Origin of the sequence: Demequina sp., from assembly GCF_047975725.1 — a bacterium.
Classification (GTDB): domain Bacteria; phylum Actinomycetota; class Actinomycetes; order Actinomycetales; family Demequinaceae; genus Demequina.
The window spans coordinates 56,543-71,137 of record NZ_JBKEED010000007.1 but is presented as its reverse complement, the minus strand read 5'-3'; the positions used below and the strand labels follow the sequence as shown (position 1 = coordinate 71,137).

Sequence of the window (14,595 nt, the reverse complement as noted above, 5' to 3'; positions counted from 1 at the left end):
ACTCATGCCTTCCATCCGACAATCCCTATCCACCTCGCTGTCCGCCCTCACGAGGGCAAGCGGCGCGGGCCTACGCATGCTCGTCGCCTTCACCCTGCTGCTGGGCGTGGCCTACCCCCTCGCCGTGACCGCGGTGACCACGCTGGCCTTTCCGTGGCAGGCAGCGGGCTCGCTCGTGACGGCGGACGGCGAGCGCACCACAGCACGAGCCGATGCGGCCGCATCGGCTCTCATCGGGCAAGACTTCGAGGGGGACGAGTGGTTCCACTCGCGGCCTTCCGCGGCAGGCGACGGCTATGACCCGCTGGCCTCAGGTGGCTCGAATCTGGGGCCAGAGAGCGAGGCCCTGGTCGCCACGATCAGCGCCCGCATCGATAAGGTCGCCGCGCGTGAAGGGGTCACCGCCGCTGAGGTACCGGCCGATGCGGTGACGGCTTCCGGGTCCGGGCTGGACGCGAGCATCAGCCCCGCCTACGCCGCCCTTCAGGTGGAGCGAGTCGCTGCCGCGCGCGGACTTGAGCCTGCGGCCGTCGAACGCCTGGTGGCCGACGCGACGCACGCTCGCACGCTCGGCGTCCTGGGAGACACTCACGTCGACGTGATCGCCCTCAACATTTCCCTTGAGCGGCTGGCCCCAGCGGACACAATGTGACCATGACCGATGCGCGCCCCGTGCCGAGAGTCGACGGCGAGAATGCGCCGCGTGGTCGCCTCACCGTGTACCTGGGGGCCGCGCCAGGCGTGGGCAAGACCTTTGCCATGCTCGACGAGGCCGAGCGGCGTCGCGCTCGCGGCACGGACGTGGTGATCGGGCTGGTCGAGACCCACGGGCGCAAGGCGACTGCAGCCAAAATCGGCGACCTTGAGGTGATCGACCGGCTGGTGATCGAGCACCGTGGCGTCGAGATCGCCGACCTCGACGTGGACGGGGTGATCCGGCGATCGCCGCAGGTGGTTTTGGTGGACGAGCTCGCGCACACCAACCCGCCCGGAGCCCCCCGTGCCAAGCGGTGGCAGGACATTCACGCACTGCTCGAGGCGGGCATCGACGTGGTCACCACTGTCAACGTGCAGCACCTGGCCTCGCTCGTGGATGACGTCGAGGCCATTACGGGGGTGCGCCAGCGCGAGACCGTGCCGGATCAGGTGGTGCGCGACGCCGACCAGATCCAGTTGGTTGACCTGTCGCCGCAGCAGCTGCGCCGCCGGCTCGCGCACGGCAACATCTATCGTGCGGAGCAGGTCGATGCCTCGCTCAATCGCTACTTTCGCGAGGGCAACCTCACGGCGCTGCGCGAGCTTGCGTTGTTGTGGCTCGCGGACAGGGTGGACGATGCGCTGACCCGGTATCGCAGCGACCACGCCATCGATGCGACCTGGCCCGCGCGCGAGCGGATTGTCGTGGCCGTCACCGGGGGCGACGAAAGTGAAGGGCTGATCCGGCGCGCCTCACGGATCGCCCAGCGCGCGGCGGGATCAGAGTTGGTGGCCGTCCATGTCCTGCCCACGGACGGTCTGCCGTCCGCACCGCCTGCGGCGATCGCGGCGCAGCGCTTGCAGATTGAGTCGCTCGGCGGCACCTTTCACACGGTGACCGGTGAGGACGTCGCGGCCGCCGTCGTGGACTTCGCTCGCGGGGTCAACGCGACCATGATCGTGGTGGGGGTCTCCCGCCACTCGCGCTGGCGCCAGGCGCTGTCGGGCTCAAGCGCCGATGCGATTGCGCGGCTGTCAGGGGCCATCGACGTGCACCTGGTGACGCATGAGGGTGCCGGTGCGGGGGTGCGAGGACCGTCCCGTACCTCGTCGATGTCGCCCGCGCGCAGGACGGCGGGATGGGTCGCGGCGGTGGTGTCGCCCATCGTGGTGGCGCTCATCTCCGAGGCGGGCACAGGGGCTGCCGAGGATCTGTCGACGGCGCTGATGCTCCAGCTCGCAGTCGTCGTGGCCGTCGCCCTCATCGGCGGGCTGTGGCCCGCGATCGTCTCCGCAGTGCTGTCGTTTCTGACGCTCAACCTGCTGCACACGGAGCCCACGGGACGGCTCGCGATCGATCAGCCGCGCGACGTGCTTGCGCTGGTGGTGTTTGTCGCTGTTGCGGGCGCGGTCGCCTCGGTCGTGGACCTGAGCGCGCGGCGCACTGTGCAGGCGTACCGGGCTCGCGCCGAGGCCTCGACGCTCGCGGCGCTGTCGCGGTCCGTGTTGTCTGGCGAGGACACGGCCGAGGCGATCGTGCGGCGGCTGCGCGCGGTGTTCGTGCTCGACCAGGTGTGCCTCGAAAGTCGCGACGACGCTCGGTCCCCGTGGAAGCCGCTCGCCGTCAGCGGCGATGCCGACGATCAACGCGAGCCCACCATCGTCGACATCGACGACGCCCACCGCATGGTGCTGAGGGGCCGCACTCTCGCGGCCAGCGACCGCGAGGTGGCGGAGGCCTTTGGCAGTCAAATGCGGATTGTGCTGGAGCACAGGCGCCTGCGTGAAGAGGCCGCAGGGGCGCGCAAGCTCGAGGTGTCTGAGCGGGCTCGCACGGCCCTGCTAGCGGCCGTGTCCCATGACTTGCGTACCCCGCTCGCGGCGATCAGGGCGGCGGTCGACGGCCTGTCGGCGGGCGTGCCCATGACGGACGGGGATCGACAGACGCTGACGGCGACAATCCAGGACGGTACCTCCCGGCTCGAGAGGCTCATCGACAACCTGCTCGACCTGTCCCGGCTTCAGGTGGGTTCCGTCCAGGCCCGGCTGAGGGCAAGCTCGCTCGAAGAGGTGGTGCCGGCTGCGGTCGAGCCCTGGAATGCGTGGGTGTCGCTGTCACTGCCCGAGGACTTGCCGCCGGTCGCCACCGATCCCGGCCTGCTCGAGCGCGTGGTGGAGAACTTGGTGTCCAACGCCGTCCGCCACAGCCCTCTCGGTACACCCGTGGTGGTGACCGCCAGCACCGACGGTGGCGAGGCGGTGATCCGCGTGGTCGACCAAGGCCCCGGCCTGAGTGACGACAGGAAGGCCCAGATGTTCGAGGCCTTTCAGCGCTTCGATGCGGTGGCGGACGGGGGAGTGGGGCTCGGTCTGGCCGTCGCGCAGGGACTCGCCCAGGTAGTGGGAGCGACCGTGTCGGCAGAGGACACCCCTGGAGGCGGTCTCACCATGCTGGTCGCCGTGCCGCTCGTGTCATCGCCACCGGTGCGCGAAGATGCTGGCGTGGGTGAGCCGTGAATCAACAGCCAGCAGGCAGCCGTGTCCTCGTGGTCGACGACGACGAAGGTCTGGCCCGCGCGCTCGCCATCAACCTGCGGGTCCAGGGCTGGGACGTGACCACCGCGCACACGGGCGCGCAGGCGCTCGAAGCCGCCGCGACCGGCAGGCCAGACGTGGTGGTGCTCGACCTGGGCCTTCCCGACATCTCGGGGCTCGAGGTGCTCGCGGGGATCCGCGGATGGTGCCGGGTGCCCATCGTGGTGCTGTCGGCGCGCCAACTGGGCGAAGACAAGATCGACGCCCTCGACGCGGGAGCGGACGACTACGTGACCAAGCCGTTCGCCATGAACGAGTTGCTCGCCCGCTTGCGCGCGGCGGTACGGCGTGCACAGCCCAGCGCTGAGGACGATGCGGTGGTCGAGGCGGGCGCGCTTCGCATTGACTTGGCGCGCCGCACCGTGGCGCGCCACGGCGTCGACGTGAGGCTCACCCCCACGGAGTGGGCCCTGCTTGAGGTGCTCGTGCGCCACGACGGCCGCATGGTCGGCCGCGCCCAGTTGCTCCACGAGGTGTGGGGGCCGGGGTACGACGCGGAGACCCACTACCTGCGTGTCTACACCGCGCAGTTGAGGCGCAAACTCGAAGACGATCCGGCCGCTCCGCGCCACCTCCACACCCACCCAGGGGCGGGCTACCGCTTCGAGTTGTGAGCCGTGGCGGTGATGCCGGCAATAATCGCGACCACCACGCGCTCGCCGAGGGCGACCAGCGCGAGCGCGTCCTGACCCACGAGCGGGCCGCGCGTCGCAATATCGGCAAAGCCGTGCACCGCTGACCAGCACGGCCACTCGGCGTGCTCGCGCTGCGCGCCGGTGAGCACGCCAACGGCCTCGCATTCATCGAGCGCGTCGACAAGCATCTGGAATGGCGCCGGCACCTCGTGGTCGACCAAGACCGACGGTGCCGCCCCTGGTCGCGGGTCGAAGGTCAGCAGCGCGAGCTCGAACCACCCTGGCTCTGCCAGCGCAAACTCGATGTATCCCAGGCCCACGCCGCGCAGGCGGGCGAGTGCCGCATCGGCCGGGCCGGGCTGGTCGGGCGAGACGGCGGCGACTCGAGCGGTCATGGTCTCTGCGAGGCGGTCCTGAGCGGCGAGTGCGACGGCGACCACGAGCGAGCGGTGGTCGTCGAAGTGACGGTAGGCCGCGGTGGGAGAGACCCCCGCGACCCTCGTGACCTCGCGCACCGTCACGGCGTCGACGCCGCCGCCGCGAGCAAGGTCGAGTCCAGCCTCGACCAGGGCGGCCCGCAGGTCACCGTGGTGATAGGTGCGCGTCACTTGGGGCATCCCTTGCGCCTCCTCAGAGGGGCGATTACAGTGGTCGAGTTGATGTGAACACTGTGAACATATCGCGGCTTCAGGCATCGGCGCCACCGAATCGGGGAGGGTTCATGGCAGACCTGGCTATCGAGACGCACGGCCTGGTGAAGACGTACGGAAGCACGCGCGCTGTCGACGGCATCGATCTCAGCATCGAGCGCGGCGGGGTGCACGGGTTCCTGGGTCCCAACGGCGCGGGCAAGACCACCGCCATCCGCATGCTCGCCACCCTCATCAGGCCCGATGCGGGTTCGGCCTCCGTTCTGGGGTACGACATCGCGAGAGAGTCCGACGAGGTGCGCTCGCGGGTGAGCCTGACCGGTCAGTTCGCGTCCGTAGACGAGGACCTCACCGGCAAGGAGAACTTGCGGCTGTTGGGCAAGCTTTACGGCTACACGAGCCAAGGCGCGAGCAAGCGTGCCGATGAATTGCTCGAGGCCTTTGGGCTCAGCGACGCAGGGGACCGCCAGGTCAAGAAGTACTCGGGTGGCATGCGCAGGCGCATCGACATCGCCGCATCGATTGTGGTCACGCCGGAGCTGCTGTTCCTCGACGAGCCGACGACCGGCCTTGACCCCCGCGCGCGCAACGAGGTGTGGGACATCATTCGGGCGATGGTGGGCTTTGGCACCACGGTGATGCTGACGACGCAGTACCTCGACGAGGCGGACCAACTCGCCGACCGCATCTCCGTGATCGACACCGGCAAGATCATCGCCGAGGGCACGTCGAGCGAGCTCAAGGCCTCGGTGGGAGACGCCTCGCTCCATGTCCGCGTGATGCGACGTGACGATCGCGACGCCGCTCGCGAACTGCTCGTCCGCGAGCTGGGAGTCGACGTGCAGGCCACGAACGACCCGCAGGCGCTCACCGCCGCCATCGACGACCGTGCGCGCGTGACGCGCGCGCTCACCGCGCTCGAGGAGTCCGGACTCGAACTCGCGCAGTTCTCCTTGGGCCAGCCCAGCCTCGACGAGGTGTTCCTGGCACTCACCGGGCACGCCGCCGAGGCGGCAAATGATGAGGAGGTCGCGGCATGACCGACAAGACGACCACGGACCTGGCAACCCAGACCCCGCCTGGCGCCGGTAGCCCGGCCGCACCCGCATCGGACGTGCCGCAGGCTCATGCGATCACATCGGCACTCGCGAGTACGGACAAGCCCAAGCCGCCGAGCGCGCTCAGCACGTCGCTCACTTTTGGCTGGCGCGCGCTGCTCAAGATCAAGCACGTGCCGGAGCAGCTCTTTGATGTCACCGTGTTCCCGGTGGTGATGACGCTGCTGTTCACGTACCTGTTTGGCGGGGCGATTGCCGGCTCGGTCAGCGAGTACATCGCGTATATCGCGCCCGGAGTCCTGGTGCAGTCGGTGCTGTTCATCACGATGTACACGGGCACCACGCTGCGCACCGACATTGACAAGGGGGTGTTCGATCGCTTCCGGTCGTTGCCCATCTGGCGTCCGTCACCCCTGGTAGGCATGCTCTTGGGGGACGCAGTGCGGTTTGTGGTCGCTGCCGTGGTCACCTCGGCCGTGTGCCTCGCCATCGGGTGGCGGCCTGCCGGCGGTTTCGTGGGGGTCGTGGCGGGAGTGGCGCTGCTGCTCGTGTTTGCCTTCTCGCTGGGATGGATCTGGACCTTCCTGTCGCTGATCCTGCGCACCCCCGGCTCGATCATGGGTGTCGCGTCATTCGTGCTCATGCCGCTGCTGTTCGGGTCCAACATCTTCGTGGATCCCTCGACCATGCCGGGGTGGTTGCAGGCGTGGGTCGACGTCAACCCCGTGTCCGATTTGGTGACCGCGGTCAGGGCGCTCATGGATGGCAACCCCGTGGGATCCGAGCTGCCCATGACGCTCGCGTGGTCGGCCGGATTGGTGGCGGTGTTCGGCTCACTCACCATGTGGAAGTACAGGGATCCTCGTTAGTCACTAAAGTCGCGCGACACGCCGCGTGACACTTGTCTCACTCTGAGCGTGACGCGTCATTCGCAGTTCTGATAGTGAGGAAAGATTTTCCGGTGACCCTCGCGACTGATCTCGACTCCCGCAAGTACTTCCGCACTCTCGATGCCGCGCTCGCGGACCTGGGTCTCCCGCTCGGACTGGTCGACAAAATCCGTGCGGCCGTCACCGGCCTGGACTACGAGCACGTCTCGATCCCCGGCAGCCGGGACCACATCGCGCTCGAGCTTCCCGGCGTGGCCAAGCCCGTGGCTTACATCACGCCCATGTTCGTGGCCCTTCACCCGCTGGGCGGCGAGCCCTCGTTCGTCGAGATCGCTGAGCCCGAGACTGTCGCGGCTGCTGCGCCCGATGCCGGCGCGCTGACGTTTGCGGAGCCCGTCGCCGCCGTGCGCCACGACGCCGACGAGCCGCGCCCGTGCCCCACCTGCTACATGGGTCTGCCGCTGTCCGGCATCTGCGACTGGTGCGGCTGAGCGTCACCCTGGAGGTTCTTTGCGGGGGGCCTGACCTAGGCTGGTGACGGCGCACCCTCGTCGTGTCGCGGTGCGCGGCGCTTCCCGCGTGTGAAAGGCCAGTCCCCGCATGTATGCACTGCTGCTGTCCATCATCTACGCCGCCTTCGTGAGTCTGGGGCTTCCCGACTCCCTGGTGGGTGCCGGGTGGCCCGTGATGCAGGGCGACCTGGGAGTTTCCGTGGCGTACGCGGGCATCCTCACGACGATCATCGCCGTGGGCACCGTCTGTTCAAGCCTGGCTTCGGAACGTCTGACCCGCCGGTTCGGCGCGGGAATGGTCACCGCTGTCAGCGTGGGCATGACCGCGGCGGCGCTTGCCGGCTTCTCCTTCTCAGGTTCGTTCTGGCTGCTGTGCTTGTGGGCGATTCCCTACGGCGTGGGCGCGGGCGCAGTCGATGCGGCACTGAACAACTACGTCGCCCTGCACTATGCGGCCAAGCACATGAACTGGCTGCACAGCTTCTGGGGAGTGGGCGCGGCCATCAGTCCCTTCATCATGAGTGCCGCCCTCACCTCGGGAGCAGGTTGGGCGAGTGCGTATCGCGTGGTCGCGATCATCCAGGTGGTGCTCGCGATAGGGCTCTTTGTGAGCCTGCCCTTGTGGGGCCGCGTCAATGCGACCACACCCCAGGTTCATGACGAGGACGAGCCCTCGGGCAAGTCCGCCACCCACGTTCCGCTGATGCAGGCCCTGCGCCTGCCGGGCGTCGTGCTGATCCTCGTGGCCTTCTTCGCCTACTGCGCGCTCGAGAGCACCGCCATCCTGTGGGCGGCGACCTTCCTCGTCGACGATCGTGGCGTCGAGCCGGCGACCGCTGCTGCGTTCGCTTCCTTGTATCTGCTGGGCATCACCGCCGGACGCTTCCTGGCGGGGTTCGTGGCCGACCGGCTGGGGGACCGGATGCTCATTCGGGGAGGCTTCGCGGTCGTCGGCCTCGGCGTGGTCATGATTGCGTTGCCCCTGCCGACGGACGTCGTGGCGCTCGCCGGGCTGGTGGTGGCGGGCCTGGGCTCCGCACCCATTTACCCGGCGATCGTGCACTCCACGCCCGTCAACTTTGGACGGCGCAACTCGCAGGCCATCATCGGTATCCAGATGGCGTCCGCGTACACGGGTACGGCGTTGATGCCGCCGCTGTTCGGGGTGCTCGCCACCTGGCTCGGCCTGTGGATCCTGCCGCTGTTCCTCGGTGTGCTGGTGGTCCTCGGCCTGGTGATGTCAGAGCGGCTGAACCGGCTCGTGGATCGCCATGCCATCCCCGACATGTCCGTGGCCGGGGCGTAGCGGGACTCAGTCCAAGACAGCGACGGCTTCGATCTCCACGACGGCCTCCGGGCGCGCGAGGCCCGCGACGACCACCACCGTGAGGGGAACCGCGTAGTTGCCCCACACCTCCTGGGCGGCGCCGAAGCCCTCCTGGATGTCGGCGCCATCCTTGACGTAGATCGCTAGCCGCACGACCTCGCGCTGCGTGGCACCCGCCTCGGCGAGCACCGCGAGCACGTTGCGCAGTGCCTGTTCGGTTTGGGTCACGAGGTCGCCCTCGATGGCGCCTGCGGCATCGGTGCCGTTCTGGCCGCCCACATAGACGGTGCGGGTGCCCGAGCCAACGGCGCCTGCGGCGTAGACGGGGGAGCGGTGAAGGGAAGCCGGGTTCAGATGTGTCACTGCCACGGTGACCACCTCCTGGGTTGATCGAACGCCGTCGTCCCTCGACCGTAACCCCAGGGTGCGGTGGCCGCGAGGCGAGCCCGCGCATCGGCCTTGAGGGGGTGGGAACATGCCGGTGCGAAGGGGGACCTACGTCGCCGTAAGTTACGCCCGCGTAGGTTAGGATTTTGTGCATGGCTTCCCACGAGATGACCGCGCCCGGTCTCGCCACCGTCGATGAGCACTTCGACCTCACCGCGCTGCTGAATGCACGGGCGCAGGCCGCCCCCCAAGGTGCCTTCGCTGAAGTCAAGGATGACAACGGCGACTGGCAGCCCGTGACGCTCGGCGAGTTCCACGCCCGCGTGCGCGCGGTAGCGAAGGGCCTGGTCGCGTCGGGTGTAGGCGCGGGCGACCGCGTGGGCATCATGGGTGACACCACCATCGAATGGTCGGTTCTGGACTTCGCGGTATTCGCCGCGGGCGCCGTCGCGGTGCCCATCTACCCCTCGTCCTCCGCCTCGCAGTGCGAGTGGATCGTCGAGGATGCCTCGATTACCGTGGTCGGCGCGCAGACGGACGCCGCGCAAGAACTCGTCACCGGGCTTGAACGCGACGTCACCGTCGTCCCCCTCACCGCTGACGGCCTCGATGCCATCGCGGCACTCGGTACCGAAGTTTCCGACAGCGAACTCGACGCGCGCACCACCGACGTGGTGCTCGACGACCTCGCCTCGATCATCTACACGTCTGGCACCACGGGCCGGCCCAAGGGCGCGATGCTCACGCACCGCAACCTCGTCGAGCACTCCGCGAATATCGAGGCAGACCCCGACTTTGGGGCCTTTGTCCAAGGCGACACTCGCGTGCTGCTGTTCCTGCCGCTGTCGCACGTGTTCGCGCGCCTGGCCATGGTGCTCGCGCTCTACAGCGGCGCCGTCATTGGCTACACGCCCAACCACAAGGCGCTCGCGAGCGACCTGCGCACGTTCCGCCCCACCTGGATGCCGCTCGTGCCGCGCGTGTTCGAGACTATTTACAACCGCGCCGACACGTCGATGCACGGCATCCGCAAGACCCTGTTCCGGTGGTCCGCCAAGGTGGCCCGCGAGATGTCGATCGCGCGCGAAGCCGGCGAGGTGGGCTCCGGACTGAAGGTCCGCTTCGGCATCGCCGAAGCCCTGGTACTGAGCAAGATCCGCACCCTTCTGGGCGGCAATCTTCAGTACGTGCTCGCGGGCGGCGCCAAGCTGACCCCCACGATCGGGCACTTCTTCAGCGGCATTGGCTTGACAGTGATGCAGGGCTACGGGCTCACCGAGACCACCGCCGCGGTGATCGGCACGCCCGTGTCCGACAACCGCATGGGAACCGTGGGTCGCCCCATCGCGGGCTGCGCCATCAAGGTCGACGACGACGGCGAGATCCTCGCCAAGGGTGCTGGCCTGTTCGCCGGCTATTGGAACGCCCCCGAGGCGACTGCGCAGGTCATGCACGGAGACTGGTTCGCCACCGGCGACCTGGGCGAGATCCAGGACGGCCACGTGGTCATCACCGGGCGCAAGAAGGAGATCCTGGTGTTGTCGTCGGGCAAGAACATCCAGCCCGCGATCCTCGAAGACTCCCTGCGCTCGCACCCCGCGATCCAAGACTCGGTCGTGCTGGGCGACGGCCGTCACTTTGTGTCCGCCATGGTCACCCTCGACCCCTTGCTGCTGCCTGACTGGCTCGCGGCCCACGACCTGCCCGAGATGGACCTCGAGACTGCGTCCGTCAACGAGCGGGTGCGCGAACTCATCGGCCGGGCCATCGCCGTGGCGAACGCCCAGGTCTCCCACGCGGAGGCGATCAAGGAGTTCCGGATCCTTCCGCGCGAGTTCTCCGAGGCTCGCGAGGAGGTGACGGCGTCGCTGAAGATCCGCCGCGCCGTCGTCATTCAGCACTTCTCCGACGTGGTCGAGTCCATCTACTCAGGCAAGCCCCCGGCCCCTGCCGCCTAGCGGGCATCGCCCCCACCCTCCCTCTCTGGAGGCAAGTGAGGATCATTTTCGCGGGCCTCAACGCGTCTTGAGGCAAGTCATGTCTACGGGAGTACGCCACCCAGCCGTCGCATCGGCCCTCTGATAGCGCAGGTACAGTGAAATCATGGAGCAAAAGGTGCCCTCAGAACCGCTCGCTTACGAGGTGACGCGCAATCCTGCTCCGGCATCCAATGCCGAGCGCGCACGACGCATGGATGCCCCGCCGTTTGGCACCGAGTTCACCGATCACATCGCCAAGGCGACGTGGACTGTCGAGGACGGCTGGCATGCTCGCCGGGTCGAGCCCTTCGCCGACCTGGTGCTCCACCCGGGAGCGACCGTGCTGCACTACGGCCAGCAGGTGTTCGAGGGGCTCAAGGCATATCGCTGGGCCGACGGTGGCATCCACCTGTTCCGCCCCGAGGCCAACGGCGAGCGGCTGGCGCGCTCCGCCCAGCGACTCGCGCTCCCGGCGCTGCCGGTCGACGACTTCATGGCCTCGATCGAGGCGCTCGTGGGCGTAGACGCCGCGTGGGTGCCCGCCGTCGATGAGTCCTCGCTGTACCTGCGGCCCACGCTCATGGGCACGGAGGCGTGCCTGGGTGTGCGGCCGTCGCGCACCGTCGAGTACGTGCTGCTCGCCTCGCCCGTGGGCGCGTACTTCCCGCACGGGGTCAAGCCCGTGTCCATCTGGGTGGCGCAGGACTTCCACCGTGCAGGTGCAGGCGGCACCGGCCAAGCCAAGACCGCTGGTAACTACGCCGCGTCGATGCTCCCGCAACAGCAGGCCGCCGACCATGGCTGCGAGCAGGTGCTGTTCCTGGACGCCAAGCACGACACGTACATCGAAGAGCTGGGCGGCATGAACGTGTTCGCCGTGCGCCGCGACGGGTCCGTGTGGACGCCGCGAGTGACGGGCACGATCCTCGAGGGTGTCACGCGCGACTCGGTGATCACCCTGCTGCGCGGCGATGGGCGCGACGTGATCGAGCGCGACATCCCCCTCGCTGAGCTCCGCGAAGGCATCGAGTCCGGTGCGGTGACGGAGTTGTTCGCGTGCGGCACCGCCGCGGTGATCACGCCCATCGGTCGCCTGGTCTCTCCCGAGATGGACGTGCTTGTGGGCGACGGCGGAGCGGGTGCGCTCACTGCCACCATGCGCGGTCGTCTCACGGACATTCAGTACGGCCGGGCGGACGACCCGCACGGCTGGATGCAGCGCATCGTCTGAGTGTCGGCGGCGGCGTCACCGCCGGCGTGGTGCGTTGCCGCCCCAGCGCCGTTGATACCCGTCTCTGCGCGTTTTTGCGCGTGTGTGCGCCACTGATACCCGTCTACGTCAGTGGTGCCCCTCCCGACGCGCCGATGCGGTGGCGCCCCCGGAGGGATGGCGCCACCGCATCGGCGGGTATCAGGCACGCACCCGAGGCCCAGATCCTGTCGAGACGGGTATCAACCGGGAGGGGGCGGGCAGAGCCGGTGGGGAGGAGTGGGACGGGGCAGATCAGTTCTCCGGCGGGAGCACGTCGCCCTCCTCGATGAGCCCGAACTCCACCAGATCCAGTTGGAACTCGTGGAAGGTCGACGAGAACGCCAGGTCGCCGGTGTCGGGGTTGGCGGCGAAGTACAGCCAGTCCTCGTCGGCCGGCTTGAGCGCCGCCTCGATGGCCGCGGCGTCCGGGTTACCGATGGGAGTGGGAGGCAGGCCCTCGTACATGTAGGTGTTGTACGGGGTGTCGATGAGCCAGCCGTCGTCGCTCGGGTCGAGGCCGTTGAGGGCGGCGTAGTAGCGCAGCGGCGACTCCAACTGGAGCATGGTGCCCTGCTCGAGGCGGTTGTCGATGACCGTCACGACGCCTCGCATGTCCTCGGTGTCCGTGGGGACCGCCTCGGCCTGAGCAATCGACGCGAGCGTCAACACGCGGTGCTGGTCATCGACTGCGACACCAGCCGCGTCGAGCGCCGCGAGCTGGGCATCCACCATCTGCTGGGCAATCTCCTCGACGGACGTGGCGTCGTCATAGGTGCCGGGGGCCAGCCACCCCTCGACCTCGCCGTCGGCCTGCGAGGGCAGTGCGGCCTCGAACACGCCGTGCGCCTCTTCCTCGCTCATGCCGAACGCATTGGCAGTATTGTGGACGATCTCGAAGACCCGCATGCCGGGCTCCACGGTGACGGTCTGGGCGACAGGCGTCTCCGTGTCCGTCACCGCAGGGGTGGGCGAGGCGGACTCGTTGGGTGTCGGAGTGAGCGAGTCCGATGGGGTCACCATGGGACCCACCACCTGGGGACCTCCCAGTTGCATGATGCCGAACGCCCCCGCGCCTACCAGACCCACGCCCGCGACGGCGGCGACGGAGCCGCGCACCGCGCGCTGACGGCGCACCGTGCGGGTGACAGAGCCATGGCCGGCGGCGAGGTCAGTGGCGGCGAACTGCTGGGCGCCCGCACGCTGGATCGCGGCGAGCTTGTCGTGTGCGGAGTTCATCGGGGGCCCCCTTGCTGAGGTGCGTTTGAGTGGGATCGGGAGTCGACGGGCACGGAGTCGGTGGTGTCGAAGTCGACGTCTGCGCAGGTGACGCGCAAGCGGGCCACCGCGTCGGACAGGTAGCGCTTGACCGTGCCGACGGCGATGCCAAGTTCGCTCGCGACCGAGGCGACCGGCATGTCGTCGAGGTAGCGCAGCACCACGCACGCGCGTTCGCGGGGCGGCAGGTCGAGGATGGCGCTGTGCAGGTCGAGCGTTGCCGCGACATTCGCGGCTGGGTCCGTCGTGACGGCCGATGCGGGTTGCTGGGTGACGTCCCCCGCGTCGCCTGTGGCACGCACGGGCCGGGCCGATGCGCGCCGATGCCCGTCGATGAAGGCCGACGAGATCGCACGCTTGACGTAGGAGTGCGCGGAGTCGATGGTGCCCACCCGGCGGCCAGAGCGGAACGTCCTCACCAAGGCGTCTTGGAGCAGGTCCTCGGCCTCCGTGGGGTTGCCGGTCAGAACGTAGGCGTAACCGAACAGGGCGGGGCCGCGTTCGCGGACGAGTTCATCGAGGGTGCGTGACCAGGTGCTCACGGTGTCCTCCTTGAAGTGTTCATGACTGCTACTACGCATTGTCGCGCCGCGAGGTTGGGGACAAGGCGACGCGGCCCTCGCGCGTGGCGCATACTGACGTGCGACATGACCCACCGCGATCTCCCGCTCGACAGCGCGCCCGTGCCCGAGTATGTGCTCACCCGAAAACGCATGCGCACCATCCGCATGCGGATCGACTCGGCGACACTCGAGATCAAGGTCAGCGCCCCACACAGCACCCCGCTGCGCCGGATCGACGAGCTTGTGGCGTCTAAGCGGGCATGGATTGAGCGTGCGCGCCGCGAGACGGCGCGGCGCGAGCCGCCGCTTGAGCGGGGTCATGAGGCCGATGCGCTGGCTGAGCAGGTGCGCACGTCACTGGTGGAGATGCTCCCGCTGTGGTGTGAGCGGATGGGGGTGCGCGACGAGCCGCGCATCTCGCTCAAGGTCATGCGGACCCGCTGGGGATCGTGCAACCCCAGCCTGCACAAGATCAACCTCAACGTGGAACTCGCGCGGCGCGGCCACGACGCCCTCGAGTACGTGTTGGTGCACGAGCTGTGCCACCTGTTCGAACTCAACCACGGTCCGCGCTTCTATGCCCTCATGGACCGCCATCTTCCGGACTGGCGCACGCGCAAGCGCGCCCTCGGCAGGCTGTAGCGGCCCGGTGCGAGCGAAAGGTGACGGCGCATCGCCACTACCAGGCGCATCGGCCGTATGCCATACTGGCCGGGATGCACACCGCTCTGATCATTCTGTAGCGCGTCGGCGAGACCTCCCCGACGCGCAGCCTC

14 protein-coding genes are annotated in these 14,595 nt (G+C 68.5%); 10 read left to right on the top strand and 4 right to left on the bottom strand.

Features of this window, described 5'->3' with window-relative positions; genetic code table 11:
* Nucleotides 1-4: 4 nt before the first annotated feature.
* The 3 genes from kdpC to ACK5NO_RS01650 are packed head-to-tail and all read left to right on the top strand — an operon-like array spanning nucleotide 5 to nucleotide 3,905.
* Nucleotides 5-652 carry a potassium-transporting ATPase subunit KdpC gene (kdpC, locus tag ACK5NO_RS01660; protein WP_416810929.1) on the top strand — a complete coding sequence of 216 codons (648 nt, stop codon included), beginning with the start codon at nucleotides 5-7 and terminating at the stop codon, nucleotides 650-652.
* 2 nt (nucleotides 653-654) lie between these two features.
* On the top strand, nucleotides 655-3,213 hold the full coding sequence (locus ACK5NO_RS01655; protein ID WP_416810928.1) for an ATP-binding protein: 2,559 nt from the start codon (nucleotides 655-657) through the stop codon (nucleotides 3,211-3,213).
* Nucleotides 3,210-3,905 (top strand): response regulator, encoded by a 696-nt coding sequence (locus ACK5NO_RS01650; RefSeq protein WP_416810927.1) that lies wholly within the window; start codon nucleotides 3,210-3,212, stop codon nucleotides 3,903-3,905. The genes ACK5NO_RS01655 and ACK5NO_RS01650 overlap by 4 nt, the downstream gene beginning before the upstream one ends.
* Here ACK5NO_RS01650 and ACK5NO_RS01645 read toward each other — a convergent pair.
* Nucleotides 3,887-4,543: a TetR/AcrR family transcriptional regulator gene (locus ACK5NO_RS01645; protein ID WP_416810926.1), complete on the bottom strand. Its 657-nt coding sequence runs from the start codon at nucleotides 4,541-4,543 to the stop codon at nucleotides 3,887-3,889. The two genes, ACK5NO_RS01650 and ACK5NO_RS01645, sit on opposite strands and share 19 nt — an antisense overlap.
* Nucleotides 4,544-4,647: 104 nt before the next feature.
* On the opposite strand from ACK5NO_RS01645, the gene ACK5NO_RS01640 reads away from it, so the two are divergent.
* The 4 genes from ACK5NO_RS01640 to ACK5NO_RS01625 all read left to right on the top strand — a co-directional run bounded on the left by ACK5NO_RS01640 (nucleotide 4,648) and on the right by ACK5NO_RS01625 (nucleotide 8,342).
* The gene (locus ACK5NO_RS01640; RefSeq protein ID WP_416810925.1) at nucleotides 4,648-5,616 is read left to right on the top strand and encodes an ATP-binding cassette domain-containing protein; all 969 of its coding nucleotides are present in this window, start codon (nucleotides 4,648-4,650) and stop codon (nucleotides 5,614-5,616) included.
* On the top strand, nucleotides 5,613-6,503 hold the full coding sequence (locus tag ACK5NO_RS01635) for an ABC transporter permease (protein WP_416810924.1): 891 nt from the start codon (nucleotides 5,613-5,615) through the stop codon (nucleotides 6,501-6,503). Before ACK5NO_RS01640 ends, ACK5NO_RS01635 begins: the two co-directional genes overlap by 4 nt.
* 92 nt (nucleotides 6,504-6,595) lie before the next feature.
* On the top strand, nucleotides 6,596-7,015 hold the full coding sequence (locus ACK5NO_RS01630) for a hypothetical protein (protein ID WP_416810923.1): 420 nt from the start codon (nucleotides 6,596-6,598) through the stop codon (nucleotides 7,013-7,015).
* 109 nt (nucleotides 7,016-7,124) lie between these two features.
* Nucleotides 7,125-8,342: an MFS transporter gene (locus ACK5NO_RS01625; protein WP_416810922.1), complete on the top strand. Its 1,218-nt coding sequence runs from the start codon at nucleotides 7,125-7,127 to the stop codon at nucleotides 8,340-8,342.
* Nucleotides 8,343-8,348: 6 nt separating this feature from the next.
* Here ACK5NO_RS01625 and ACK5NO_RS01620 read toward each other — a convergent pair whose 3' ends face one another.
* Nucleotides 8,349-8,732 carry a RidA family protein gene (locus ACK5NO_RS01620; protein ID WP_416810921.1) on the bottom strand — a complete coding sequence of 128 codons (384 nt, stop codon included), beginning with the start codon at nucleotides 8,730-8,732 and terminating at the stop codon, nucleotides 8,349-8,351.
* Between the two features lie 170 nt (nucleotides 8,733-8,902).
* Between ACK5NO_RS01620 and ACK5NO_RS01615 the strand changes: the two genes are divergently transcribed.
* Together ACK5NO_RS01615 and ACK5NO_RS01610 are read left to right on the top strand one after the other, a co-directional pair.
* Nucleotides 8,903-10,708 carry an AMP-dependent synthetase/ligase gene (locus ACK5NO_RS01615; protein ID WP_416810920.1) on the top strand — a complete coding sequence of 602 codons (1,806 nt, stop codon included), beginning with the start codon at nucleotides 8,903-8,905 and terminating at the stop codon, nucleotides 10,706-10,708.
* A gap of 145 nt (nucleotides 10,709-10,853) precedes the next feature.
* Nucleotides 10,854-11,960: a branched-chain amino acid aminotransferase gene (locus tag ACK5NO_RS01610; protein WP_416810919.1), complete on the top strand. Its 1,107-nt coding sequence runs from the start codon at nucleotides 10,854-10,856 to the stop codon at nucleotides 11,958-11,960.
* 273 nt (nucleotides 11,961-12,233) lie between these two features.
* On the opposite strand, the gene ACK5NO_RS01605 is transcribed toward ACK5NO_RS01610, so the two are convergent.
* Nucleotides 12,234-13,217 carry an endolytic transglycosylase MltG gene (locus ACK5NO_RS01605; RefSeq protein WP_416810918.1) on the bottom strand — a complete coding sequence of 328 codons (984 nt, stop codon included), beginning with the start codon at nucleotides 13,215-13,217 and terminating at the stop codon, nucleotides 12,234-12,236.
* Complete coding sequence (locus ACK5NO_RS01600) at nucleotides 13,214-13,798, bottom strand: SigE family RNA polymerase sigma factor (protein WP_416810917.1); 585 nt, start codon at nucleotides 13,796-13,798, stop codon at nucleotides 13,214-13,216. The genes ACK5NO_RS01605 and ACK5NO_RS01600 overlap by 4 nt, the downstream gene beginning before the upstream one ends.
* Before the next feature lie 105 nt (nucleotides 13,799-13,903).
* Between ACK5NO_RS01600 and ACK5NO_RS01595 the strand changes: the two genes are divergently transcribed.
* Nucleotides 13,904-14,461: a M48 family metallopeptidase gene (locus tag ACK5NO_RS01595; protein WP_416810916.1), complete on the top strand. Its 558-nt coding sequence runs from the start codon at nucleotides 13,904-13,906 to the stop codon at nucleotides 14,459-14,461.
* Nucleotides 14,462-14,595 lie beyond the last annotated feature (134 nt).

Excerpts from the sequence above, each read along its gene's own strand:
- kdpC (WP_416810929.1), top strand. The coding sequence starts at position 5 with ATGCCTTCCATCCGACAATCCCTATCCACCTCGCTGTCCGCCCTCACG.
- ACK5NO_RS01655 (WP_416810928.1), top strand. The coding sequence starts at position 655 with ATGACCGATGCGCGCCCCGTGCCGAGAGTCGACGGCGAGAATGCGCCG.
- ACK5NO_RS01645 (WP_416810926.1), bottom strand. The coding sequence starts at position 4,543 with ATGCCCCAAGTGACGCGCACCTATCACCACGGTGACCTGCGGGCCGCC.
- ACK5NO_RS01640 (WP_416810925.1), top strand. The coding sequence starts at position 4,648 with ATGGCAGACCTGGCTATCGAGACGCACGGCCTGGTGAAGACGTACGGA.
- ACK5NO_RS01635 (WP_416810924.1), top strand. The coding sequence starts at position 5,613 with ATGACCGACAAGACGACCACGGACCTGGCAACCCAGACCCCGCCTGGC.
- ACK5NO_RS01625 (WP_416810922.1), top strand. The coding sequence starts at position 7,125 with ATGTATGCACTGCTGCTGTCCATCATCTACGCCGCCTTCGTGAGTCTG.
- ACK5NO_RS01615 (WP_416810920.1), top strand. The coding sequence starts at position 8,903 with ATGGCTTCCCACGAGATGACCGCGCCCGGTCTCGCCACCGTCGATGAG.
- ACK5NO_RS01610 (WP_416810919.1), top strand. The coding sequence starts at position 10,854 with ATGGAGCAAAAGGTGCCCTCAGAACCGCTCGCTTACGAGGTGACGCGC.
- ACK5NO_RS01605 (WP_416810918.1), bottom strand. The coding sequence starts at position 13,217 with ATGAACTCCGCACACGACAAGCTCGCCGCGATCCAGCGTGCGGGCGCC.
- ACK5NO_RS01595 (WP_416810916.1), top strand. The coding sequence starts at position 13,904 with ATGACCCACCGCGATCTCCCGCTCGACAGCGCGCCCGTGCCCGAGTAT.